This window comes from Pantoea sp. NSTU24, from assembly GCF_050157905.1.
Taxonomy (GTDB): domain Bacteria; phylum Pseudomonadota; class Gammaproteobacteria; order Enterobacterales; family Enterobacteriaceae; genus Pantoea.
Window position 1 is genome coordinate 276,160 of record NZ_JBKIWZ010000001.1, and the last position, 21,299, is coordinate 297,458.

At 58.5% G+C, this 21,299-nt stretch carries 21 protein-coding genes; 13 read left to right on the top strand and 8 right to left on the bottom strand.

Translation table 11 applies throughout. From position 1 onward, the window contains the following. The first annotated feature begins 71 nt into the window (after positions 1-71). Complete coding sequence (locus ACLHDD_RS01255) at positions 72-464, top strand: YgiW/YdeI family stress tolerance OB fold protein (protein ID WP_427102613.1); 393 nt, start codon at positions 72-74, stop codon at positions 462-464. Positions 465-498: 34 nt separating this feature from the next. On the opposite strand, the gene dbpA is transcribed toward ACLHDD_RS01255, so the two are convergent. Then, positions 499-1,881, bottom strand: a complete 1,383-nt coding sequence (gene dbpA, locus ACLHDD_RS01260) for an ATP-dependent RNA helicase DbpA (RefSeq protein ID WP_427102614.1) — start codon at positions 1,879-1,881, stop codon at positions 499-501. A 413-nt stretch (positions 1,882-2,294) separates the two neighbouring features. On the opposite strand from dbpA, the gene ACLHDD_RS01265 reads away from it, so the two are divergent. After that, positions 2,295-2,513, top strand: coding sequence for a hypothetical protein (locus ACLHDD_RS01265; protein ID WP_111140909.1), 219 nt, complete (start codon positions 2,295-2,297; stop codon positions 2,511-2,513). A gap of 228 nt (positions 2,514-2,741) precedes the next feature. Here the strand turns inward: ACLHDD_RS01265 and ACLHDD_RS01270 are convergent, their stop codons facing one another. Further along, positions 2,742-4,124, bottom strand: a complete 1,383-nt coding sequence (locus ACLHDD_RS01270) for an amidohydrolase (RefSeq protein WP_427102615.1) — start codon at positions 4,122-4,124, stop codon at positions 2,742-2,744. A gap of 90 nt (positions 4,125-4,214) precedes the next feature. Then, positions 4,215-5,075 carry a LysR family transcriptional regulator gene (locus ACLHDD_RS01275; protein ID WP_427102616.1) on the bottom strand — a complete coding sequence of 287 codons (861 nt, stop codon included), beginning with the start codon at positions 5,073-5,075 and terminating at the stop codon, positions 4,215-4,217. Positions 5,076-5,162: 87 nt separating this feature from the next. On the opposite strand from ACLHDD_RS01275, the gene ACLHDD_RS01280 reads away from it, so the two are divergent. The 5 genes from ACLHDD_RS01280 (at position 5,163) to ACLHDD_RS01300 (ending at position 10,640) form a co-directional block, all read left to right on the top strand. Continuing rightward, positions 5,163-6,332: a cyanate transporter gene (locus ACLHDD_RS01280; RefSeq protein WP_427102617.1), complete on the top strand. Its 1,170-nt coding sequence runs from the start codon at positions 5,163-5,165 to the stop codon at positions 6,330-6,332. Positions 6,333-6,543: 211 nt separating this feature from the next. Then, positions 6,544-8,199: an L-lactate permease gene (lldP, locus tag ACLHDD_RS01285; protein ID WP_427102618.1), complete on the top strand. Its 1,656-nt coding sequence runs from the start codon at positions 6,544-6,546 to the stop codon at positions 8,197-8,199. After that, complete coding sequence (gene lldR / locus ACLHDD_RS01290; protein WP_427102619.1) at positions 8,196-8,966, top strand: transcriptional regulator LldR; 771 nt, start codon at positions 8,196-8,198, stop codon at positions 8,964-8,966. Before lldP ends, lldR begins: the two co-directional genes overlap by 4 nt. Continuing rightward, positions 8,966-10,153, top strand: coding sequence for an FMN-dependent L-lactate dehydrogenase LldD (gene lldD, locus ACLHDD_RS01295; RefSeq protein ID WP_427102620.1), 1,188 nt, complete (start codon positions 8,966-8,968; stop codon positions 10,151-10,153). The genes lldR and lldD overlap by 1 nt, the downstream gene beginning before the upstream one ends. Before the next feature lie 58 nt (positions 10,154-10,211). Continuing rightward, positions 10,212-10,640, top strand: coding sequence for an OsmC family protein (locus ACLHDD_RS01300; protein ID WP_313654295.1), 429 nt, complete (start codon positions 10,212-10,214; stop codon positions 10,638-10,640). Positions 10,641-10,965: 325 nt separating this feature from the next. On the opposite strand, the gene ACLHDD_RS01305 is transcribed toward ACLHDD_RS01300, so the two are convergent. The 3 genes from ACLHDD_RS01305 to ACLHDD_RS01315 form a co-directional block, all read right to left on the bottom strand. Beyond that, the gene (locus ACLHDD_RS01305; protein ID WP_128086331.1) at positions 10,966-11,196 is read right to left on the bottom strand and encodes a hypothetical protein; all 231 of its coding nucleotides are present in this window, start codon (positions 11,194-11,196) and stop codon (positions 10,966-10,968) included. Positions 11,197-11,294: 98 nt separating this feature from the next. After that, positions 11,295-11,465 carry a hypothetical protein gene (locus ACLHDD_RS01310; protein WP_191938429.1) on the bottom strand — a complete coding sequence of 57 codons (171 nt, stop codon included), beginning with the start codon at positions 11,463-11,465 and terminating at the stop codon, positions 11,295-11,297. Positions 11,466-11,637: 172 nt separating this feature from the next. Continuing rightward, positions 11,638-12,288 carry a CPBP family intramembrane glutamic endopeptidase gene (locus ACLHDD_RS01315; protein ID WP_313654298.1) on the bottom strand — a complete coding sequence of 217 codons (651 nt, stop codon included), beginning with the start codon at positions 12,286-12,288 and terminating at the stop codon, positions 11,638-11,640. 210 nt (positions 12,289-12,498) lie between these two features. On the opposite strand from ACLHDD_RS01315, the gene ACLHDD_RS01320 reads away from it, so the two are divergent. The 3 genes from ACLHDD_RS01320 (at position 12,499) to ACLHDD_RS01330 (ending at position 16,148) form a co-directional block, all read left to right on the top strand. Beyond that, positions 12,499-15,102: a bifunctional diguanylate cyclase/phosphodiesterase gene (locus ACLHDD_RS01320; protein WP_427102621.1), complete on the top strand. Its 2,604-nt coding sequence runs from the start codon at positions 12,499-12,501 to the stop codon at positions 15,100-15,102. A gap of 276 nt (positions 15,103-15,378) precedes the next feature. Further along, positions 15,379-15,675, top strand: a complete 297-nt coding sequence (locus ACLHDD_RS01325) for an I78 family peptidase inhibitor (RefSeq protein ID WP_313654303.1) — start codon at positions 15,379-15,381, stop codon at positions 15,673-15,675. Positions 15,676-15,830: 155 nt separating this feature from the next. Next, positions 15,831-16,148, top strand: a complete 318-nt coding sequence (locus ACLHDD_RS01330; protein ID WP_427102622.1) for a hypothetical protein — start codon at positions 15,831-15,833, stop codon at positions 16,146-16,148. Between the two features lie 9 nt (positions 16,149-16,157). Here ACLHDD_RS01330 and ACLHDD_RS01335 read toward each other — a convergent pair whose 3' ends face one another. Together ACLHDD_RS01335 and ACLHDD_RS01340 are read right to left on the bottom strand one after the other, a co-directional pair. Then, entirely contained in the window at positions 16,158-16,409 is a 252-nt protein-coding gene (locus tag ACLHDD_RS01335) for a biofilm development regulator YmgB/AriR family protein (protein WP_427102623.1), read from the bottom strand. A gap of 440 nt (positions 16,410-16,849) precedes the next feature. Beyond that, on the bottom strand, positions 16,850-19,972 hold the full coding sequence (locus ACLHDD_RS01340; protein ID WP_427102624.1) for a beta-galactosidase: 3,123 nt from the start codon (positions 19,970-19,972) through the stop codon (positions 16,850-16,852). Positions 19,973-20,223: 251 nt separating this feature from the next. Here ACLHDD_RS01340 and ACLHDD_RS01345 point away from each other — a divergent pair, with 251 nt between their 5' ends. From ACLHDD_RS01345 to ACLHDD_RS01355, 3 genes are all read left to right on the top strand, one after another. Continuing rightward, a complete protein-coding gene (locus ACLHDD_RS01345; protein ID WP_427102625.1) occupies positions 20,224-20,370 on the top strand; it encodes a hypothetical protein in 147 nt (48 codons plus the stop codon). A 194-nt stretch (positions 20,371-20,564) separates the two neighbouring features. After that, on the top strand, positions 20,565-20,813 hold the full coding sequence (gene iraP, locus ACLHDD_RS01350; RefSeq protein WP_427102626.1) for an anti-adapter protein IraP: 249 nt from the start codon (positions 20,565-20,567) through the stop codon (positions 20,811-20,813). A 114-nt stretch (positions 20,814-20,927) separates the two neighbouring features. Then, positions 20,928-21,230 (top strand): PsiF family protein, encoded by a 303-nt coding sequence (locus ACLHDD_RS01355; RefSeq protein ID WP_427102627.1) that lies wholly within the window; start codon positions 20,928-20,930, stop codon positions 21,228-21,230. Positions 21,231-21,299 lie beyond the last annotated feature (69 nt).

Below are 21,299 nucleotides of genomic sequence, written 5' to 3' on the forward strand. Positions count from 1 at the left end.
GGACGCCCATTATTGTGCCAGGCTTAATGCTGAAGGTTCAGCATGGACACCTTTCAATAAAGGAGTGTGAAATGAAAAAAGTGATTTTAGCGTCATTGCTGGTGATGATGAGTGCAGGAGTCATGGCCGAAGAGGGTGGATTCAAAGCCGGTGAGACGCCACCTCCGCAGCACAAGGAGGATGCAGGCTATAAAGGTTCAGAAGATACCGGGCAGACGCACATCAATCAGATCCGCGATTTCCGTCAGGGTGGCTATGTAACGCTGGAAGGGTATATCGTGAAGAAAGAGCAGGGCGAACGGTATCAGTTCCGTGACAACACCGGAACAGTGCCGATCATTGCTGCGAAAAAGACCTTTGGGGGCAAAACGTACACCGCCGAAGATAAAGTACGCGTGAGCGGCAAGGTGCATGGAAAAGGTAATAACACCACGCTGCATGTGACGCAGATCGACGAGCCATAACCGAACGGGCGAGGAGAATCCTCGCCCGTTTTTCTTAATCCTTCAGCAGAACCGCCCGGCAGGTTTTGCCTTTGATTTTGCCCTGTTTGAGCTTCACCAGCGCCGCTTTGGCCTGGTTTGCCTCAATCGCCACATAGGCGTGAGTGGGCGTCAGCACGATTTTCCCTATCTGCTCAGCGCGAAAACCGGCTTCACCTGTCAGCGCACCCAGAATATCCCCCGGACGAATCTTGGCTTTGCGGCCACCATCAATACAGAGCGTCATCATTGCGGCAGGCAGTGGCGTGTTGCTGCCCTTTTTCAGCGTGCTGGCTGATACCCACGGCAGCTTCTGCTGCAGGAAATCTTCCAGCGCATGCGCGCGTGCCATTTCGTCAGCGGCGACCAGGCTGACCGCAACGCCATGCTCGCCCGCGCGAGCCGTACGGCCAATGCGGTGCAGGTGAACTTCCGGGTCCCAGGCGAGCTGATAGTTGACGACCATCGCCAGGGATTTGATGTCGAGCCCGCGCGCGGCAACATCGGTCGCCACCAGCACGCGACCGCTGCCGTTAGCGAAGCGGATCAGGACACGTTCGCGATCGCGCTGCTCCAGATCACCATGCAGTGGCAGGGCACTGATATCGCGCGCATTAAGCGCGGCGGCAACGTCGTCACATTCACGTTTAGTGTTACAGAAGACAACGCAGGAAGCGGGTTGCTGGTCGCCCAGCAGGGCGATGAGCAGCCCCAGCTTTTCATTGTGGCTGGCTTCAAAAAATTGCTGGTCGATGTGAGGCAGTTCGCTGACATCTTCCGTGACCACGCTCAGCGCCTCACGCTGGAAACGGGTGCTGATAGTTGATATCGCGTCGGGCCAGGTGGCAGAGAAGAGGAGTGTCTGGCGCGAGTCAGGGGTCGCTTTGATGATCGTTTCCATGTCATTCAGGAAACCCATTTCAAGCATGCGATCCGCCTCATCCAGCACCAGGGTGTTGAGCTGATCCAGCTTAAGGTTTTCACGATGAAGATGGTCGAGGATGCGACCTGGCGTGCCGACCACAATATGCGGCGGATGGACCAGCGAATCACGCTGCGCGCTCATCGGCTGTCCGCCACAGAGGGTCAGAATCTTGATGTTGCCAATGTAACGTGCCAGCTGGCGCAGCACATTGCCCACCTGATCTGCCAGTTCACGGGTCGGACAGAGAATCAGTGCCTGAGTATGAAAGCGGGTACTGTCGATATGGTGCAGCAGACCAATACCAAAGGCAGCCGTTTTACCGCTGCCGGTTTTCGCCTGCGCGCGCACGTCGCGTCCCTGCAGGATGGCAGGCAGCGTAGCCGCCTGCACGGGCGTCATGCTGGTATAGCCCATCTCGCGCAGGTTATTGAGCTGGCTGTCGGGAAGCGAATTGAGGGTAGAAAAAGCGGTCACGGGCGCGGCCTCTGAGGCTGAAAGTATCGGGCATTATTGCGCCGCAAGTCTGGCAGAAAGCACGCCTGACGGCAACGGGAACGTCGATGGTAAGAGTGGTGAAACTATCATCAGCTTCTGGAGTAAGAATTGACTGAACTTTACAGAAAAAAGGTGGTTTATTTTTATCAATTGCAGCGAGGGAAGGAGAGCAGACTAACATCCGATCTGATTTAAGGCCATTTATTGCTTTATAAGTCGCCGTTTTTGAATATTTATTTTATTGTAAATCAGATAAATCCCCAACCTGACCTCCAGTAATAGAATTAATCATTAAAAAATATCACTGCTGGTGCCGATAAAATTCCTGAGCTAATTGCTTTATATTTAGCGCGCCATATTCCTGGTACAACGACCGGTAGAGGGTATTTTCATTGAGTAATAGCATCCAGGGACCACATGAGAATGTGCTTAAAATAGTAGGCCGCGCCGTACTGACATTGCATGTTCATGGAGAAAGTTTATCTGCGGATAAGATCGCCTCCATGATCGGCTGTTACGCGGAAGATGAGCCCTGTGATCAGGAAGATCGTCGCTTATATGCGCTGGCAATGGAATTGATGTCGAAAGATAAATGGGCCAAAAGCGCGTAATCCGCGTCGCGCTCAGGTAAATGCAGAGCCTCCTGTCGGGAGGCTCTGCTGTTTCTGGCGGCGGAAACGTTGTGCTGGGTTGCGGCAGGTCCGGAGTCTGGTGTGAGATTGCCGCTGTGGGGCAGGTGGCGGAGCCGTTGGAGCAGGGCCGGAGCAAAGGGCGGGATTGCCGCTGTGAGACAGGTGGCGGCTCCCCTCACGTTACGGGCAGTGGCCGTTTGCGGCGTCTCAGGCCGGGGTCAGCGCAAAGACTGGTTTACCCCGCGAGAAGGTCGCGACGACCGGCGAAATGCGCGCCACGGCTTCGGCTGAACAGCTGGCAGAGACCAGCATCATGCTCGCCTCATCACCCGGCACGGGCCACTGCCTTTCTCCCTGCGCCGACAGCGGCAGCACGTCGTCGGTTGCGATGGCCAGCGCCCGCGACAGCGAGAATTCATCCGATCCGCGATAGAGCTGGGCATAAAGATTCGCCTTTTCCAGCATGCTGCCGGTACCAAAAGGCGACCAGTGGTCGATTACGCTGTCGGTGCCGGTCATCACCTTCACCCCGGCCGCCTGCAGTTGCGGAATCGGCATCGTGAGTCTGCCGATGGGCAGCGTTGAGGCGACGCTAAACTGCTGCTCCGCCAGCCCCTCAATCATCTTATCCAGCGCAGCGCCCTCCAGGGTCGCCAGAGCAAAACCGTGGCTCAGTGTGACTCTGCCTTTCAGCTGCGGATTTTTCGCGACGGTATCAATCATGTAGTGAATCGCCGCCACGCCCGCCGCAGAGGTTTCATGCAGATGGATGTCGACGCCGCGCTGGTAGTCGAGCGCAATCTGAAACATCGCATCCAGCGACTTCTCCATTGCGCCGTCGACGTTAGTCGGGTCCAGCCCGCCGACATACCCGACACCATGCTGCATCGCCTCGCGCATCAGCCCGTCGACCTGAGAGTGCAGCAGACCGTGCTGTGGAAACGCCACAATCTCGCAGGGAAAATCGGGGTGGCGCGCCAGGGCAGCCTGCAGATGTTCCAGGCTCTGCAGGCCGCTGACCGGGTCGATGTTGCAATGGCTGCGGGCGCGGGTGGTTCCTTTGGCGTGCAGCAGGGCGATCAGGGCTTCGGCGCGCGCCTGAGAATGGGGCAGCAGTTGCGGGATCAGCACCTGTTCGCGTGCGATCATATCCATAATTGTTTTGCCCTGACGCGGACGCGGCGCCTGCCACGGACCGCCATAGAACGTCTTATCCAGATGGATGTGCATATCCCGGGTTGCCGGCAGCAGCAGCGCATTCTGCGCATCCCAGGCGGGCAGCGAACGATTGCCCTGGCCTGCGGCAGTCAGCTGGTCAATGTTGCCATTGTGCACGCTGATGTCGTAAAGCCCGGTCCGGGTCGCCACAATCTCATCATCCTCGCGGATAAAGCCCTCCTCCAGCCGCACGTTGCGCAGCAGATAGTGGTCCTGACGGGGCAGAACGGCAGGTCGATCGGACCTGGTGGCGGGCGACGAGGAGGCGGTGGCGGCCTGGCCGAGACCGGCTGCCAGCACGCCGCCAGCGGCGGTCCAGCGAACGCTTTGTCCAATAAAATCGCGGCGGCTGCGTGAAGAGGTCATTGGCATCAGAGGCTCCTGCAGAGTGAATAAGGTTTTAATCTGACAAAAGCGGATTAACTCTGCTGCGCTATTTTTCACTGACGGCTATTCGATCTTTCACTGCCAGCGCAGCTGCCCGAACGCCGCCAGCGACTCTGCCAGCTCGCGCTGCAGCGGATCCTGGGGATGACGGCAGAAGAGGGCGAGTTCGAAAGTGTCGATAACCGGCAGTCCCTGTTCACTACCCAGCACCCGATGCTGCGGCAGACGACAGCTGGCGGGCAGTAAGGTCAGGCCCAGCCCCTGCGCACTGGCCGCAGCCAGCGCAGCCAGACTGGCACTGCTGTAGCCAATGCGCCAGCTGCGTCCCAGGGCGTCGAGTGTCTGACAGACCTCATCGCGGTAGAGCCCCTGCTGCGGAAACAGCACCAGCGGCACCGGCGTCTGCTCAAAGCAGGGCCAGGCTGCGCTATCAAGCCACAGCAGCGGCTCGGGACGCGACGCCAGCGGCCGCTCACCGTAGGGCTGCTTGATCAGCATGATGTCCAGCTCTTCCCGCTGCCAGACGCGGCGCAGTTCCACATTCATTCCGCTCATGACATCCAGTCGCAGCTGCGGATGAGCGCGGCTGAAGTTCGCCAGCAGGTCAGCGGTCGGCGCGGCGAAATCCTCCGGCACGCCCAGGCGCAGGACACCGTCGCGCCACTGGTCACTCAGCACGTCATGTGCCTCACCATTCAGGGCAATAATCCGGCGGGCATAGCCCAGCAGCTTCTCGCCCTCTTCGGTCAGTTGCACCTGATGCGAGGAGCGCACCAGCAGTGCTTTACCGACCATCTCCTCCAGGCGTCGCACCTGCTGGCTGACGGTGGATTGAGAGAGATGGACCCGATCGGCCGCGCGGGTAAAACTGGCAGTTTCACACACCGCTACAAAGCTGAGCAGCTGCTGTGGCGTAAACATAGGCTGACGATTCATTTTTCCACTACCTGGCAGAGTAATATTTCATTTCCAGATAGTAGCGGCTGCTGTCAGGCTGGCAAGGTTAAACGGTGTGGACTTCAGATGAACAGAGAGAAAAATTTACTACTGGCGGCGCTGGTGCTGGCCGGCCTGAATATGCGACCACTGATGACTTCGGTCAGTCCGCTGCTGGATCAGCTGCGGCAGAGCATCGGCCTGTCACCCCTGGCGGCCTCGCTGCTGCCTGCGCTGCCGATGATGATGATGGGCGTGGTGGCGCTGGTCAGCGCGCCGCTGATGCAGCACATCAGCGTGCGTAAACTGCTATCGGGCGGGTTAGTACTGCTGCTGCTGGCGCTGTTCAGTCGTGGGTTAGTGGGTGACGGGCGCGGGCTGGTACTGAGCACCGTGCCGGGTGGGGCAGGAATAGGCATCGTACAGATGGCGATGCCAGGATTGATTCGCCAGCGTTTTGACCGTCGCAGTGCCAGTATCACCGGACTCTGGGCCGCTGCGCTCATGGGCGGCGGCGGCATAGGGGCGGCCATCTCTCCGTGGCTGAATGGCCAGCTTGGCTGGCAGGGTGCGCTGAGCAGCTGGGCGGTGCCGGTGATGCTGGCGATCCTGCTCTGGCTGTTCATCCCTTCTGCGCCGGTTACCCGGACAGAGGCCGCGACGTTGCCAAAACTGTGGCGAAAAACCCGGGCCTGGACGCTGGCGCTGAGCTTTGGTCTGGTCAATGGCGGCTATGCTATCTGCGTGGCCTGGCTACCCGATTTTTACCATCAGCTCGGCTGGAGCGCCCAGGCGGGCGGATCTTTGCTCGGCATGATGATTGGCTGTCAGGTCAGCGGCGCGTTGCTGCTGCCCCTGCTGGTACGCGGACGCGATCGCCGTCCGCTGCTGCTGCTCACGCTGGCGATGCAATTCGGTGGGATGCTGGGCTTTCTGTTTGCACCGCAGCTTGCGCCCTGGCTCTGGGCGGGTGTGGCAGGTTTCGGATTGGGCGGCGCGTTTCCGCTGGCCCTGGTCCTGGCGCTGGATCATCTGGAACAGCCGCAGGCGGGCGCGCGGCTGGTGGCGTTTATGCAGGGTGTCGGGTTTATTATCGCGGGCAGCATGCCCTTTATTGCCGGACAGCTTCATGCGCTCACCGGCGCCTTCTCCAGCATCTGGTTGCTGCAGGCGGTGGTGACACTGCTGCTGATTGCGCTGAATCTGCGATTCCATCCACACAGCTATCAGCCCGCCTTTCCGGAGGTGAATCGCTGATTTTGGTCGGACCAATCACGACGATATTTTTCTCTGGTTCACACAACCAGAAAATAGACGCGACTTCTGTTGCTAAGGTTTAACATTACATTAACTATCTGTTGCCATAGGTTCCGGAGATGCTGTTTGGTCTGACCAATCTGCCGGAGCCAGGGCACGCAGCGTCTGCTGCTGCGTTCCACGTGACCTCTTTTCCTCTGGAGATAATGGCATGCAGATCTGGCAACAAAACTACGATCCGCTGGGTAATATCTGGCTCTCAAGCCTGATCGCGCTGATCCCGATTCTCTTTTTCTTCTTTGCGCTGATTAAACTCAAAATGAAAGGCTACCTGGCCGCCACCACGACTGTGGTGCTGGCGCTGCTGGTGGCGTTGTTTCTCTATCAGATGCCTGCGGCACAGGCGCTGGCCGCCGTCGTGTATGGCTTTCTCTATGGGCTGTGGCCGATTGCCTGGATAATTATCGCGGCGGTCTTCGTCTACAAGATCTCAGTGAAAACCGGCCAGTTCGATATTATCCGCGCCTCTATCCTGTCGATTACCCCCGATCAGCGTCTGCAGATGCTGATTGTCGGCTTCTCGTTTGGTGCCTTTCTGGAAGGAGCCGCAGGCTTTGGTGCGCCAGTAGCGATTACCGCCGCGCTGCTGGTGGGGCTCGGTTTTAATCCACTTTACGCCGCCGGTCTCTGCCTGATTGTGAACACCGCGCCGGTCGCCTTTGGCGCGATGGGCATCCCGATTATTGTGGCGGGACAGGTCACCGGACTGGACAGTTTTGCCATCGGCCAGATGGCCGGACGGCAGCTGCCGCTGCTGACCCTGATTGTGCTGTTCTGGATTATGGCAATTATGGATGGCTGGCGCGGCGTGAAAGAGACCTGGCCTGCGGTGATGGTCGCCGGCGGCTCCTTCGCTATCGCCCAGTTCCTCAGCTCTAACTTCCTCGGCCCGGAACTGCCTGACATTATCTCGTCGCTCGCCTCGCTGATTTCGTTGACGCTGTTCCTGCGGGTCTGGAAGCCGGTGCGCATTTTTCGCTTCGCAGACGCCGGGGCGAAGCCGGATGCGGCCCTGCAGCCGGTAAAGAAGTACCGGCCAGGAGAGGTGATCCGCGCCTGGATGCCGTTCCTGTTTCTGACCGCCACCGTCACGCTCTGGAGCATTCCACCCTTTAAGGCGCTGTTTGCCAAAGGTGGCGCGCTTTATGACTGGGTGCTGGCGGTGCCGGTGCCGATGCTGAATGAGCTGGTCGCGCGGATGCCACCCGTCGTCAGCAGCGCCACCCCCTATCCGGCGATCTATAAACTGGATCTGGTTTCCGCCACCGGCACTGCCATCCTGATTGCGGCGGTCATGGCGATGATCTTCCTGCGCATGAAGCCCAGGGCGGCCCTGCAGACCTTCGGGGAGACGCTGAAAGAGCTGGCGCTGCCTATCTACTCCATTGGCATGGTGCTGGCCTTTGCGTTTATCTCTAACTACTCCGGCCTGTCGGCCACGCTGGCACTGGCGCTGGCACATACCGGCCACGCCTTTACCTTCTTCTCGCCATTCCTGGGCTGGCTGGGCGTCTTCCTGACCGGCTCGGACACCTCATCAAATGCGCTGTTCGCCGCGCTGCAGGCCACCACCGCGCAGCAGATCGGGGTGCACGATGTGCTGCTGGTGGCGGCCAACACCACCGGTGGCGTGACCGGGAAGATGATCTCGCCGCAGTCCATCGCCATCGCCTGTGCGGCGGTCGGGCTGGTGGGTAAGGAGTCGGACCTGTTCCGCTTCACCGTGAAACACAGTCTGATTTTCACCTGCATGGTTGGGGTCATTACCACGCTGCAGGCCTATGTCTTCCCTTGGATGATCCCATGACCGGAGCCGACACCCTGGTAAAGCGCCTGCGCGCTTACATTACCGAACATCAGCTTGAACCGGGCATGCGCCTGCCCGCCGAGCGGCAGCTCTCTGCCGAGCTGGGGGTGGCGCGCTCTTCGCTGCGGGAAGCGATACAGCAGCTGATCAGCAGCGGAATGCTGGTCAGCCGCCGCGGCGGCGGCACCTGGATCCGTCAGCAGCTGGCGCCCTGGTCGGAACAGCGTATCGTCGAGCCGATTCGTCAGCTGCTGCACGACGATCCCGACTACCGCTATGACATTCTGGAGGCGCGCCACGCCATCGAAGCCAGCACCGCCTGGCATGCGGCACTGCGCGCTACTGACGCCGATAAAGAGAAGCTGCAGTACGCGTTTGATGCCACGCTGAAGCTGAAAGAGAGTGACGATCCTGACCTCGCGGCCCAGGCGGATGTCCGTTTCCATCTGGCGATTGCCGAGGCGTCGCACAACGTAGTGCTGCTGCAGACCATGCGGGGCTTTTTTGAACTGCTGCAGTCGTCGGTGATGCAGAGCCGTCAGCGCATGTATACCCAGCCTGCGATTTTTGCCCGCCTGACGGAACAGCATCAGGCACTGCTTGAAGCGATCCTCGCGGGCGATGCTGAAGCGGCCCGCCAGGCGGCGATGCAGCATCTGGGATTTGTCCACGCCACCCTGAAAAATCTGCATGAAGATGAAGCGCGCCAGGCGCGCATCACCCGCCTGCCCGATAACGATACACGAAACCCAGAGGAATCTGACTGATGATTATTTCCGCTGCCAGTGACTATCGCGCTGCCGCGCAACGCATTCTGCCCCCGTTCCTGTTTCACTATCTGGATGGTGGCGCCTACGCCGAGCACACTTTACGTCGCAACGTGGAGGACCTTTCTGATGTGGCGCTGCGCCAGCGTATTCTGAAGAACATGTCGGCGCTGAGTCTGGAAACCCGACTCTTCAACGAAACGCTGTCAATGCCGGTCGCGCTGGCACCGGTTGGTCTGTGCGGCATGTATGCCCGCCGCGGTGAGGTGCAGGCAGCGCGTGCAGCCGATCGCAAAGGCATTCCCTTTACTCTGTCGACGGTTTCGGTCTGCCCAATCGAAGAGGTGGCCCCACAGATCTCGCGGCCAATGTGGTTTCAGCTTTACGTGCTGCGTGACCGCGGTTTCATGCGTAATGCGCTGGAGCGCGCCAAAGCCGCCGGTTGCACGACGCTGGTATTTACCGTCGATATGCCGACGCCGGGCGCACGTTACCGCGACGCGCATTCCGGAATGAGCGGCCAGCACGCGGCGCTGCGGCGCTACTGGCAGGCGGTGACACATCCGCAATGGGCGCTGGATGTCGGGCTGCAGGGGCGTCCTCACGATCTGGGGAACATCTCCACTTATCTGGGCAAGCCGACCGGGCTGGAAGACTATATCGGCTGGCTGGCAAACAATTTTGATCCCTCTATCTCGTGGCGCGATCTGGAGTGGATTCGCGAGTTCTGGGAAGGGCCGATGGTGATCAAGGGCATTCTCGACCCGGAAGATGCACGGGATGCGGTACGGTTCGGTGCTGATGGCATTGTGGTTTCGAATCATGGCGGACGTCAGCTGGACGGGGTGCTCTCCTCGGCGCGAGCGCTACCGGCGATTGCCGACGCGGTAAAAGGTGACATCACCATTCTGGCAGACAGCGGTATCCGCAACGGGCTCGATGTGGTGCGGATGATCGCGCTGGGTGCAGACAGCGTGCTGCTGGGACGGGCCTTTATCTATGCGCTGGCGACTCACGGCCAGCGTGGGGTGGAAAATCTGCTGAATCTGATTGAGAAAGAGATGCGCGTCGCCATGACGCTTACCGGCGCAAAATCGATCGGCGACATCACCCGCGACTCGCTGGTGCAGGCGGAGGCGTTACTCAGCCCACAGCTCGCGCCCTCCCGACCGCGCGCCGTGAGCTGAGCCTGCGAAAGCGAATGTATTGTCTATACTTAGTTTCTTAACCAACAGGAGGAATGACATGACCATTCATAAGAAAGGCTCGGCGCACTGGGAAGGCGACATCAAAGGTAAAGGCACGGTCAGCACCGAGAGCGGTGTGTTAAGCCAGCAACCCTATGGTTTCAACACCCGTTTCGAGGGTGGCAAAGGCACCAACCCGGAAGAGCTGATTGGTGCAGCCCATGCGGCCTGCTTCTCAATGGCCCTGTCACTGATGCTGGGTAACGAAGGCCATACGCCGCAGAGCATCGATACCACGGCTGACGTGTCACTGGACAAGAAAGGCGACGGCTTTGCCATCACCAAAGTGGCGCTGACCAGCACCGTCTCTCTGCCAGGCATCGATGAGTCCACTTTCGATGAGATCATCAATAAAGCCAAAGCGGGCTGCCCGGTGTCTCAGCTGCTGAACGCTGAAATTACGCTGGATTATACCCTCAACAACTGAGGGATGCTTCGGGTCGCCACAGGGTGAACCGGGCATTATAGACAGCACCCACGGTCCTGTCGGGGACCGGAAAAGATGCGCCTTCGGGCGCATTTTTGCGTTCTGGCAGAGAGGCAACTACAGGGGGGAAAATCAGATGACTGAAAGGCGTGAAAAGGAGCGTCGGCCGGATTTCTGCAGTGCGTCGCTGTGGCTGTGCGGGGCAACCCTGGTCCGGGCCTGAGGCGATGAAGAACGCTGGCCGTTATGTGCTGGGTTTGTTACTGATGGTGACGGAGGCCGTCTGTTTTCTGCTTACTCTCTGGCTGCCAGGGGGATATCAGGTTCATACCCAGGCATCTTCACGTCGTCTGGTGCGCACATCACTGCGTGCAATCCGGTATGCTTTGCGCGGGTCGCCCACCACAAACTCAAAGGTTGGCGTGTAGTAAAAGGGTAACCAGCCGCCATAGCTGCTCTCCCACTCCCATCGGACGGGGCAGGGCCACAGAATGCCATCATATAAAAGATAATAAACCCAGCGTCCACCAGGACGACGGGGGCGTGATGTTTTCATGGGATTCACAACGGTAGTGGTTCACAACAGCTTATATTTTGTACGCTAAAGCGTCAGCTTGCAATGTTGCTGCCCGCTTTATTGATGCTGGTCCTGAATCAGCGATGAACCTCACCACAGAGCAGGACCACATTTGGTCTGACTTTATGAATACGGTTCGCCATCGTTTCGCAGTCGATTTTGGTCGGATAGATACGCTCCGAGACAGGCAACGCCTCACAGGCATCGTAACCGCACGCGCTCACCAACAACACAAATCCTATTAACATCGTTCCTCTCCTTAACACGGTCTGGTGGTCCGGACTGTGGCGCTTTTTATCTTTTTTTAACATCCAGTATAGACAAACGTGACCGGTCAGCATGAACAGTGTGGGCGGTCACCCGCCAGGCGGAGTAACAGCGGCGGGATTCATGTGCGTCAGAAGCAAAGACGTCAGGAGGTTAACCAGCAAAATACCAGGCTGGCAGCAGCGCGATCAGGTTGTTCAGCGTATGCAGGAAGATAGGCAGTGCCAGGCTGTTACTCCGCAGCCGGGCGTAGCAAAGCAGCAGCGAAAACAGGGTCAGGGCAAGCAGCGTCTGCCAGTGCACATACTGAGTATGCATAACTGCAAACAGCAGCGAGGTCAGTAGCATACAGGCAAAGCGGCTGCGGGGAGCCCACAGCAAAAAGCCCTGCAACAGGAAACCACGGAACAGGACCTCTTCAAATACCGGTGCGAGCAGTACGGCGGTCAGCAGCAGAATCAGCAGTGAATTACGTCCCTGCTGAGCCTGCATTACCAGCCACCCTTCCGGCTGCATAAACTGCATCTGGGCTGCCATCAAAACCAACAGCGCGCCCGTAAACAGCAACGTTTGCAGCGTGCAGAGTTCACCCAGCGGCAAATCGGTACGGCGCTGGCAGTAGAAGCGGTAGAGCGGATAGATAACAGCAAATTCAAACAGGCAGAGCACCGGCACCAGCAGGCCGTCATTACGCAGCACGCTGTAATTAGGAAATAGCGTGATCAGCATGGTAACCAGGTAATAGACCACAAAGCTGCCGACGTAGAACAGCGTCAGGGTCACTCTGTCGGAATTGGTGTTCATAGGCGACTCAGCCAGCGAAGGTTAGCGCATAGTAGCAATGCCCCCGATCGCTGTCGAGTCAGCCCGTAACAATCTTAAAGCGCTAAATTTCGACCGGGGACTAAACACCCGACCTGACCAGCCGATAACTGAGAGAACTTATTGCAGCAGCAGCCCTGTTGTCCTGCCAGCCGCCCGTTCTGAACCCTGATTGTGTAGTGAGCACTTTTGATGACTTTTAATCCTCCGGCGCCGCCGTCAGCGCCATTCAGCCATGCCGCCGAAGATCGTACTGTCCGCTTTACGCGGCGCAGCCTGCGTACGCTTTCGCTGCTGCTGTTTGGCGTGCTGGTGCTCTCAATGCTGATGGTGCTGATAATTGCGCAGCGGCAGAACAGTGTCTCGGTGGATCATGATCGTTTGCTGATGCAGCAGGCGTGGAAAAACCGGCAGGAGGCGATGATCACCGACATCCGGGACTATGCGTTCTGGGGCGAAGCCTGGCGCAATCTTCATGTCAGGGTCGACAAAGTCTGGGCGTATGATGAAGAGAACTTTGGTCCCGGCCTTTACGAGGAATATCACTACGAAGGCGCGTTTGTGGTCGACGGTCAGGGTCGCACTACTTATACAATTATCGATGGCATGCTGACAGAGACGCCGCTGGAGGCCTGGCTGGGTAAAGAGGCGCCGTCGCTGATTGCGGCCAGTCGCCAGCTCAACAATAAGGCGATAACGCGGGATGTGATGATCAATCATATACCCGCCATCGTGGTCGCCGCCCCTATCAGCAGTGGCAAGCTGGTCAATATGCCGCCAATGGCGGGACCGCCATCCGTAATGGTCTTTGTGAATTTGTTCACGCCGGAAAAACTTCAGGCGCTGGGAAAGATGCTGGATGTACGCGATCTGCGTCTGCCGATCAGTGAAGAGGATGCGATGCGTGAACCCCGTATGGTGCTGGCACAGCCAGACGGCGAGTCGATTGTGCTGCGCTGGACGTCAAAAATGCCAGGCCTTGGCCTGATTTGTTTTCTGCTGCCGCTGCTGGCACTGATGGTGCTCATTATCGGCATTATTACCCGGCGCGTCAGCCGTCACGCCCTCTCCAACGCCATTCTCTCTGACCGACGCTTTGCGCTGCTGGCGATCAGTCAGCAGGAGCTGGCCAACAGCGAAGCGCGCTTTCGCGACCTCGCGGAAGCCGCATCAGACTGGATCTGGGAGACGGATGAAGAGGGCCGCCTGATCTATCTCTCGGCACGCTTCCACACCGTAACCGGGCACGACATCTCACACTGGCTGGGGCGTCACATCGATCAGCTGCTGACACATCCGAGCCATTCGCTGGTCGCCTGGCTGCGACGTCAGGAGCAGGACGGGCAGACGATGCCGCTGCGCTGCCAGTTTATGTCTGCACAGGGTCAACGACGCATTGGCCAGATGGTGGCGAAAACCATCTGGCATGACGCGCAACGCATCGGCTTTCGCGGCACGGTATCGGACATTACTCAGGGTATGGAAGCGGAGGCGCGCATTCAGTTTCTGTCGCGTCACGATGCCTTAACCGGCCTGTCTAATCGCACCCAGCTGCAGGAGTTTCTGGCACTGCACCTGGAGCAGCCCGAGGGTCTCGTACCGCTGACGTTGATCACGCTCGATCTCGATCAGTTCAGGCCAATCAACGAAACCTGGGGCCATGCCACGGGAGACGACGTGCTGAGTCAGGTCGCGCAGCGTCTCAGGCGCTGTATCGGTCCGCAGGAACTGGTCGCGCGGTTGAGTGGCGATGAGTTTGTGCTGGTGCTGCGTGAAACGACCCGCGAGCGGGTTGATCAGCGGTGCGAAAATCTGGTGCATGAGATTCAGCAGCCGATCAGCTCAGGTCAGCATGTTCACTATCTCACTATCAGTATGGGGATCGCCCGTGTTCCGCAGGATGCTTCCCATGCTGAAGTCCTGCTACGCATGGCTGATATCGCACTGAACGAGGCGCGTGAAGCAGGGCGTAATCAGTGGGTCTGGTATGCCAGTGAGATGGCCAGCCAGCGGGAAGATAAACGAGAGATGGCGCGCCGGATTGAAAAGGCGATTAAAAACAATGAGTTCAGACTGCACTATCAGCCCCGCTACCAGCTGCTTACCGGACAGCTGGCCGGTGCCGAAGCGCTGATTCGCTGGCAGATTGCTCCCGACGAGTGGATCACGCCTGACCACTTTATTCCGCTGGCGGAAGAGAGTGGACTGATTGCCAGCATCAGCGACTGGGTGCTGATGCGCGCCTGTGAAGACGCGCTGGAATGGGGCTGCGATCGCTACGTTTCCGTCAATATTTCACCCATGGAGTTCCGCACCAGCGACCTGGTTCAGCGGGTCGCAAATGCGCTGGCCAAAAGTGGTCTGCCAGCGACCCGACTGGAGCTGGAGATCACCGAGAACGTCACCTTTGAGCATCCGCAGCATGCGCTGGAAGTGATGCAGGGATTACGCTCACTGGGGGTGAGACTGACGGTCGATGATTTTGGAACGGGCTATGCGGCGCTGGGCTACCTGAAAACGTTTCCGTTTAACGGCCTCAAAATTGACCGCTCCTGGATGAAAGACTTCCCGGAGTCGCAACAGGCGCAGTCGGTGGTGGCAGGGATTATTGCGCTGGCACGCGCGTTTGCCCTGACGATCACCGCTGAGGGCATTGAGACAGAAGCGCAGCTGAATCAGCTAAAACAGCTCTCGTGTGAAGAGGGGCAAGGCTACTTCCTCGGTCGGCCAATGCCGCTGGCGGCATTCAGTACGCTTCTGGAAAGAACGGCGCAGCATCAGGCTGAAACCGTTTAACGGACTTTGACCGCGACGGCAGTCATCAGCATTGCGCAGACAATAAAAATAACCAGTTCCATCATGACCTCCTCATGGCTAAGACTATTCTTAAATAGTCTGGCTCTTTCACCTGCATTTTATTTGGCGCGACGTGCGATTAATCTTAAAAAATTGTGCTGCTGGCCATAAGGTTTCATACGCGATGTCATAACTTTACCTTTCCGGGCTTCAGGCCGGCAGGCACGTTTTGCTACGCTTAGGGGACAGTTTTACCCGTCCAACAGGAGAATGAACGTGAAATTTTATGGAAAAGGGCTGCTGGTAGCTGGCCTGTTTGCACTTACCGCCTGTCAGTCCGCGTCTCAGCCTGACACGGCGCGCGTGGCCCAGGATCCCGAAACGGACCGCTGTGGCGCGTCTCAGTTTCAGAACTATGTAGGCAAACCCTTAACGGCATTGCAGGGTCAGCACTTTGAGCAGCAGGTACGTCCTATTCCGTATAACGCGGCTGTTACTATGGACTTCAACCTCAGCCGGCTTAATTTCCTGGCCGACAAAAATGGCACTATCAGCTCGGTTTATTGTGGCTGACGGCAGCGCTGTCATCGGGCTGTCATCACAGCAGGGGAGGATAGCAGCGCGTTTGAGAGACCTCCTCGTCACATCATAAATCGTGCTCGTCTTGTTTATTCCCGCCCCGGCGGGAATTTTTTTAGCGCCTTCGGGCCGGAACAGGAGCAGAAAAAATGAAACGCATCGTGGCACTGTTGCCCATACTGTTACTCAGCAGCACACTGGCGCAGGCATCCAGTGCAGAGGCCTGGAAAAAGCGTCATGACACTATGGTGCAGGCATGCATCAACGCCAGCCACCTGAGCAAAGTGCAGGTACTGGGCGAGGCTATTGAGTATGACGACACCATCGGCTACAGCGCCTTGCTGCTGGAAGGCCGCTACCCGCAGCGTCACATGCAGAACCGGCGCGGACGGGAGCTGTGCCTGTTTCAGCGCAGCAGCGGGCGGGCCAGCGTCAGCGAAGCGGACAGGTTGCGCTGGGTACAGTAGCGGAAGGTATTATCCCTTTGGCTGCGTCCCGATCAGCTGCGTCAGCAGGGTGCCGTAACGTTGCAGCTGCATCTCGTCACCCTCTACTTTTAGCTTATCAATAACACGCGCGATAATGGCATTGTTGGTCGCGGGTTCTCCCGCTTCCATGAGTTCACGCAGAATGACCGCCAGCAGGTCGGCTTCAGGCGGCGTCCGCCAGTTCGGGCTGCTGAAATAGTCTCTGATAGCACGGCTGGCGCTGTCTGGCGCTGTACGCATTCTCCACCTCCGCTAACACAGTGCCCTTTCGCTTGCGCGGGCATCCGGATATCAATATATGAAGCTGATTCGCCTCAGCGTCGTCGGACGGTACCGTTTTTTTTGCGGAGGGCGTCGCGCCGATCAGAGAGATCGCCACACCGCCGTGGCTGGCGGTTTTTTAAACATAGAAGCGCCGTAGAATGTTGTCAGTAACAGAATGACATATTTTTTCATATTGATGAGACGGGGTAGAGAAACCGGTTCTCAAAGCAGGCGCTGTCAGTCGCCTGCCGGAAAAGCGGCGCGGCAGGACGCTGAGCACTGTCTCAACCGATTAGACAGGCGGCGTGATCCAGGAGCCGATGTCCGGCGGGCTGCTGGCTGACGGGCCCGGATTGCAGACGGCGTTCTTCCGCTGGGTCTGCCTGCCCAGCGCCCTGGCCGTGCTGGTTAAAAGATTATTTCTGAAGCATTTCTGCCGGCGTGCCTTGACTGCGTGACCGGAGGCGAATCGTCAGCTCAGTCTGCCAGCGCTGCTGCGTCAGCAAAAACTCCGGACTGACGCTCGGGCTCCAGGAGTCATCGCCGCCGACCCCCATGTGACAGGCATCCAGATGCAGCCAGCAGCCCGCCTCCGGCCGCAGAAGGTGACGATGGGAGGTCTCCCGCAGTTGTTCCAGGCTGAAGCGGCTCAGTGAAAACGCAAAGTCGCCGCTGACCTGCCAGCTTCCGCTGTCCAGCTCACGGGTGCCGCCGCGCAGACCGTTTTCGCCCGGGAATACGTAGGGCGTAAAGAGCTGCTCCAGGGGCTGCTGCCAGCGGGAAAACTGCGCGGCCAGCTGCCGGTCAGGATAGTTTTCATGCGGTCCCAGACCCAGCCAGCTTACCTGCTCCGGAATCGGCGCCAGCTGACAGCGCACGCCGATGCGGGCGGGCGGCGGTAATCCACGCGACTGCTCAACGGAAAGCTGCAGCTGTAACTCACCCTGATCGTTGATCAGGTAACGTTTACGGCTGATAAAGGCGAGCCGGTCGCAGGCGTACCAGCCATGTTGCGTCTCGATCTGCACCGACTGCGGCAGCGCATGGGCGGTCAGGGTAATCAGACGGCTCTGCATCTGATCATAACCTGCGGCTTTCCAGCGCTCGACCCAGGCATGCGGATCGACCCGCTCCGCTTCGCTGGTGCCGATATCATTGTCCAGCGGCGCACGGATAAAGCAGTCCTGGAGAGGGGAGAGCAGCGTTGGCTGATCATCCGCCATCCACTGCATCAGTTCACCGTTCTGGCGTGAAAAGTGCCAGCGCTGCTGCTGGTAACTGACAACGATCTCATCAGCGGCTTCGTGCATAACCGGCGCGTCACCTGCTTCCGGCCGCTGCGGCAGTGCCATCTCAGCGGGCAGTGCCCACTGATCCCAGGCGACACGCCAGTCAGCAGGACTCCATGCCGTCGGCTGAATCTGATAAACCGCGACATTAAGCCAGCATTCGCCCTGCAGCGCGGGCGGTGCTGGCAGCGTGATACGCTGCTTGCCCTGCGCGGCAATGTCCAGCGGCACTTCTCCCTGCGCCACCACGTTCCCCGCCTGTTCGATACGCCAGCGCAGGCGCTCGTTGCTGCTGCGGCGGAACAGGTAGTCACTACTGACCGTGAAGCTCAGCGGATCATCCGGATCGGCGGTAAACAGATAGAACTGCTGCGCGCGCTGCGCTTCATAGAGCGCCGGGTGCGGCGTGCGGTCAGCAAACACCAGCCCGTTCATGCAGAACTGACGGTCATTAGGCTTATCGCCAAAGTCGCCGCCGTAGGCCTGCCAGGGGATGCCCCGCTCGTCATAGCGGGTCAGACTCTGGTCGACCCAGTCCCAGACGAAGCCGCCCTGCAGGCGCGGAAATGACCGGAAAGCCTGCCAGTACTTCGCGAACCCGCCAAAGCTGTTGCCCATGGCATGCGCATATTCACACAGGATCAGTGGACGGGTTTCGCCCGGCAGGCCAATCCACTTTTTCAGTGACCATTTCGGTACGGCCGGAAACAGCTGATCTTCATCCACTCTGGCATACATCGGACAGATAATGTCGGTTGCCGCGGTATCCGCACCGCCGCCTTCATACTGAACCGGACGAGTGGGATCGCTGCTTTTTACCCAGCGGTAGAGCGCATCATGGGTGGCACCATGACCTGACTCGTTGCCCAGCGACCAGATAATAATGCTGCAGTGATTACGATCGCGCTGAACCATGCGCGTCACGCGTTCGCTATAGGCGGCGAACCAGCGCGGATCGTCGGAAAGCCGGTTCATCGGCTGCATTCCGTGCGTTTCGATATTGGCCTCATCCACCACATAGAGCCCGAACTGGTCGCAGAGCCGGTACCAGAGAGGATGGTTAGGATAGTGCGAACAGCGCACAGCATTGAAATTGTGCTGCTTCATCAGGATGATGTCGCGGCGCATGTCCGCTTCCGTCATCACCTGACCCCGCTCCGGATGATGCTCATGACGGTTGGTGCCGCGGATCAGCAGCGGTTTGCCGTTCAGACAGAGCAGGCCGTTATCGATGGTGACCTGACGGAAGCCCACGTCATAGGCTTCCACCTCGGCCACCTGCTGATGCGTATCCAGCAGGGCCACTGTGACGCGATAAAGATGGGGCGTTTCGGCGCTCCACAGCGCGGGCTGCTGTACCGGCAGGCTGAGCAAGGCGCGTTCCGGGTAGTGACCCCGCTCGTCGATAATGGCGCTGCCCAGCGGCTGCTGACACTGCGCAATCTGCGCCTCACCGCGCCACAGCGTAAGGCGCAGCTGGCAGCCTGCGGTCGCTGATGCGGGCAGGCTAACCCGGACCCTGGCGCGCAGTTCAGCATAAGAAAATTCCGGGCTGAGCCGGGTTTCCAGCTGAACGTCTGCCAGGTGCACCTGCGGCTTATGCAGCAACGTGACGTCGCGGAAAATGCCGCTCATACGCCACATATCCTGATCTTCCAGATAGCTGCCGTCACTCCAGCGCAGCACCATTACCGCCAGCCGGTTCTGGCCGGGCCGCAGCGCGCCGCTCAGGTCAAATTCAGCGGGCAGACGACTATCCTGCGAGTAGCCGATCCACTGACCGTTGCACCAGAGGTGGAAGGCGGAGTTGACCCCGTCAAAGATGATGCGGGTCTGCCCGGAAGTAAGCCAGTCCGCATTCGGCGTAAATGTGAGCGAATAACATCCGGTCGGATTTTCCGCCGGCACAAACGGCGGATTGACCGGAATCGGATACTGCACGTTGGTATAGATGGGCGCATCAAAGCCGTGCATCTGCCAGTTGGCCGGAACAGGCAGGGTTGTGGCGTCCGGCAGATCCTGCAGCAGCCAGCTGGCGGGCACCGCCTCAGGCTGCGCAAAATAACTGAATCCCCACTCTCCGTTAAGGCTGCGCAGTGAGGCCGACGGGCGGTCGTCGCGTGCGGCCATCTCATCGCGCCAGCTGGCAAACGGCGGGTGGGCATCCAGCCGATGCAGTGAAGTTACCACCGGATTTTCCCAGTCGCGCCGGGAGAGAATGTCGCTGAGAGCTGCCTGGGAAAGTGCCATGTGCGTATCCTGAAAATGTAATGCGCTCACAATGCGCAAAATTGCGCAGGCTGTAAAGAGTCTGCCGTCCCGATTCAGAAAAAAATGTAAGCGCAAGCCCAACGGAATGTAGTGATTGTGCCGGTGTAGTGGGGATAAAACGTTAAGTCTGGTCAGCAAAGATGAATAGCCGCCGGATGCGGAGGAATCTCACTTGTCGCCGCGCGGGTGGCTTCATACACTCAGCCCGATTTTATCACTCTGAGGTTACTATGATTCGAATCGTTAAGCTGGCGGCCATCCTGGCATTGGTCACGACGTTAAGCGGCTGCCTCTTCCCGCCGCCGGGCGGTGGGGGCGGCGGTGGCTGGGGCGGACCGGGCGGCGGACCGGGACGCGGATTTACCGATCCCCGTTAAGCGCTGGGCGGCGGGCGGAACCCGCGCGCTTGTGTAACCAGTCCGCAAAACGTTTCGCCCGCCAGAGTCAGCCGGTACCGGCGAAGAAAAGCGCCGGGATGCGGGCTAACTCACTGAAAAAAAGGCTGTTGCCCTCTGTTTTTTTATCCAGCGTGGTGATAATTTCAGCGTTCCATCCTCGCTGAGGCAACAGTATGAAAAACCTGATTGCTGAGTTACTGGTTAAGCTGGCCGAAAAAGAGGCGACAGTGAAAGAACAGGTGGCGCAGATCGAGGCGCTGGAAATTGTCGTCACCGCACTGATTCGCAAGCTGGATCCGCAGCAGCATCGCGAGATCACGACCACCATTGATACCGCCTTGGCCCATCTAGCCGAAAATGACGATGATGCGCAGCTGCTGCGCGACCACATCGACAGGCTGCTGCGGCATCCCCGCCACTGATTTTTACGCCCCCGCCGGGAATGGGATCGTCACATCACTTTGACCTGAAACATTTTCCGCTTTGCTTATTCACTGCCAGAATAAAAGGGAACAACCCACACTGGAGAAAACAGGATGAAAATCGGTGTAATGGCAATGATGATGGCCGGTCTGCTCATGAGTAGCGTGGCCGGTGCGGCAGAAAAAACCCCGCAGCAGGAGAAGATGACTCTCTGTAACCAGCATGCGAAATCACAGGATCTCAAAGGGGATGCGCGCAAAACCTTTATGAGCGAATGCCTGAAGAAAGACAGCAAGCTCTCACAAATGTCGCCGCAGCAGATGAAGATGAAAAGCTGTAACGGTGAGGCTGGCGAGAAAAAGTTAACGGGCGATGCGCGTAAAACCTTTATGAGCCAGTGCCTGAAAAAAAGCTGATTGCTTCCCCGGCCACCACGGTGGCCGTTTCTTTTCGCCCCGTCGTCCGATTAAATATCCCACTGCAAC

What these genes read in the sequence shown, in the direction of transcription:
- ACLHDD_RS01355 (WP_427102627.1), top strand. Translation starts at nt 20,928, where the DNA reads ATGAAAATCGGTGTAATGGCAATGATGATGGCCGGTCTGCTCATGAGT.
- lldD (WP_427102620.1), top strand. Translation starts at nt 8,966, where the DNA reads ATGATTATTTCCGCTGCCAGTGACTATCGCGCTGCCGCGCAACGCATT.
- ACLHDD_RS01320 (WP_427102621.1), top strand. Translation starts at nt 12,499, where the DNA reads ATGACTTTTAATCCTCCGGCGCCGCCGTCAGCGCCATTCAGCCATGCC.
- ACLHDD_RS01335 (WP_427102623.1), bottom strand. Translation starts at nt 16,409, where the DNA reads ATGCGTACAGCGCCAGACAGCGCCAGCCGTGCTATCAGAGACTATTTC.
- ACLHDD_RS01300 (WP_313654295.1), top strand. Translation starts at nt 10,212, where the DNA reads ATGACCATTCATAAGAAAGGCTCGGCGCACTGGGAAGGCGACATCAAA.
- ACLHDD_RS01305 (WP_128086331.1), bottom strand. Translation starts at nt 11,196, where the DNA reads ATGAAAACATCACGCCCCCGTCGTCCTGGTGGACGCTGGGTTTATTAT.
- ACLHDD_RS01345 (WP_427102625.1), top strand. Translation starts at nt 20,224, where the DNA reads ATGATTCGAATCGTTAAGCTGGCGGCCATCCTGGCATTGGTCACGACG.
- lldR (WP_427102619.1), top strand. Translation starts at nt 8,196, where the DNA reads ATGACCGGAGCCGACACCCTGGTAAAGCGCCTGCGCGCTTACATTACC.
- ACLHDD_RS01255 (WP_427102613.1), top strand. Translation starts at nt 72, where the DNA reads ATGAAAAAAGTGATTTTAGCGTCATTGCTGGTGATGATGAGTGCAGGA.
- ACLHDD_RS01340 (WP_427102624.1), bottom strand. Translation starts at nt 19,972, where the DNA reads ATGGCACTTTCCCAGGCAGCTCTCAGCGACATTCTCTCCCGGCGCGAC.
- ACLHDD_RS01310 (WP_191938429.1), bottom strand. Translation starts at nt 11,465, where the DNA reads ATGTTAATAGGATTTGTGTTGTTGGTGAGCGCGTGCGGTTACGATGCC.
- ACLHDD_RS01275 (WP_427102616.1), bottom strand. Translation starts at nt 5,075, where the DNA reads ATGAATCGTCAGCCTATGTTTACGCCACAGCAGCTGCTCAGCTTTGTA.
- ACLHDD_RS01330 (WP_427102622.1), top strand. Translation starts at nt 15,831, where the DNA reads ATGAAACGCATCGTGGCACTGTTGCCCATACTGTTACTCAGCAGCACA.
- ACLHDD_RS01280 (WP_427102617.1), top strand. Translation starts at nt 5,163, where the DNA reads ATGAACAGAGAGAAAAATTTACTACTGGCGGCGCTGGTGCTGGCCGGC.
- ACLHDD_RS01315 (WP_313654298.1), bottom strand. Translation starts at nt 12,288, where the DNA reads ATGAACACCAATTCCGACAGAGTGACCCTGACGCTGTTCTACGTCGGC.
- lldP (WP_427102618.1), top strand. Translation starts at nt 6,544, where the DNA reads ATGCAGATCTGGCAACAAAACTACGATCCGCTGGGTAATATCTGGCTC.
- ACLHDD_RS01270 (WP_427102615.1), bottom strand. Translation starts at nt 4,124, where the DNA reads ATGCCAATGACCTCTTCACGCAGCCGCCGCGATTTTATTGGACAAAGC.
- iraP (WP_427102626.1), top strand. Translation starts at nt 20,565, where the DNA reads ATGAAAAACCTGATTGCTGAGTTACTGGTTAAGCTGGCCGAAAAAGAG.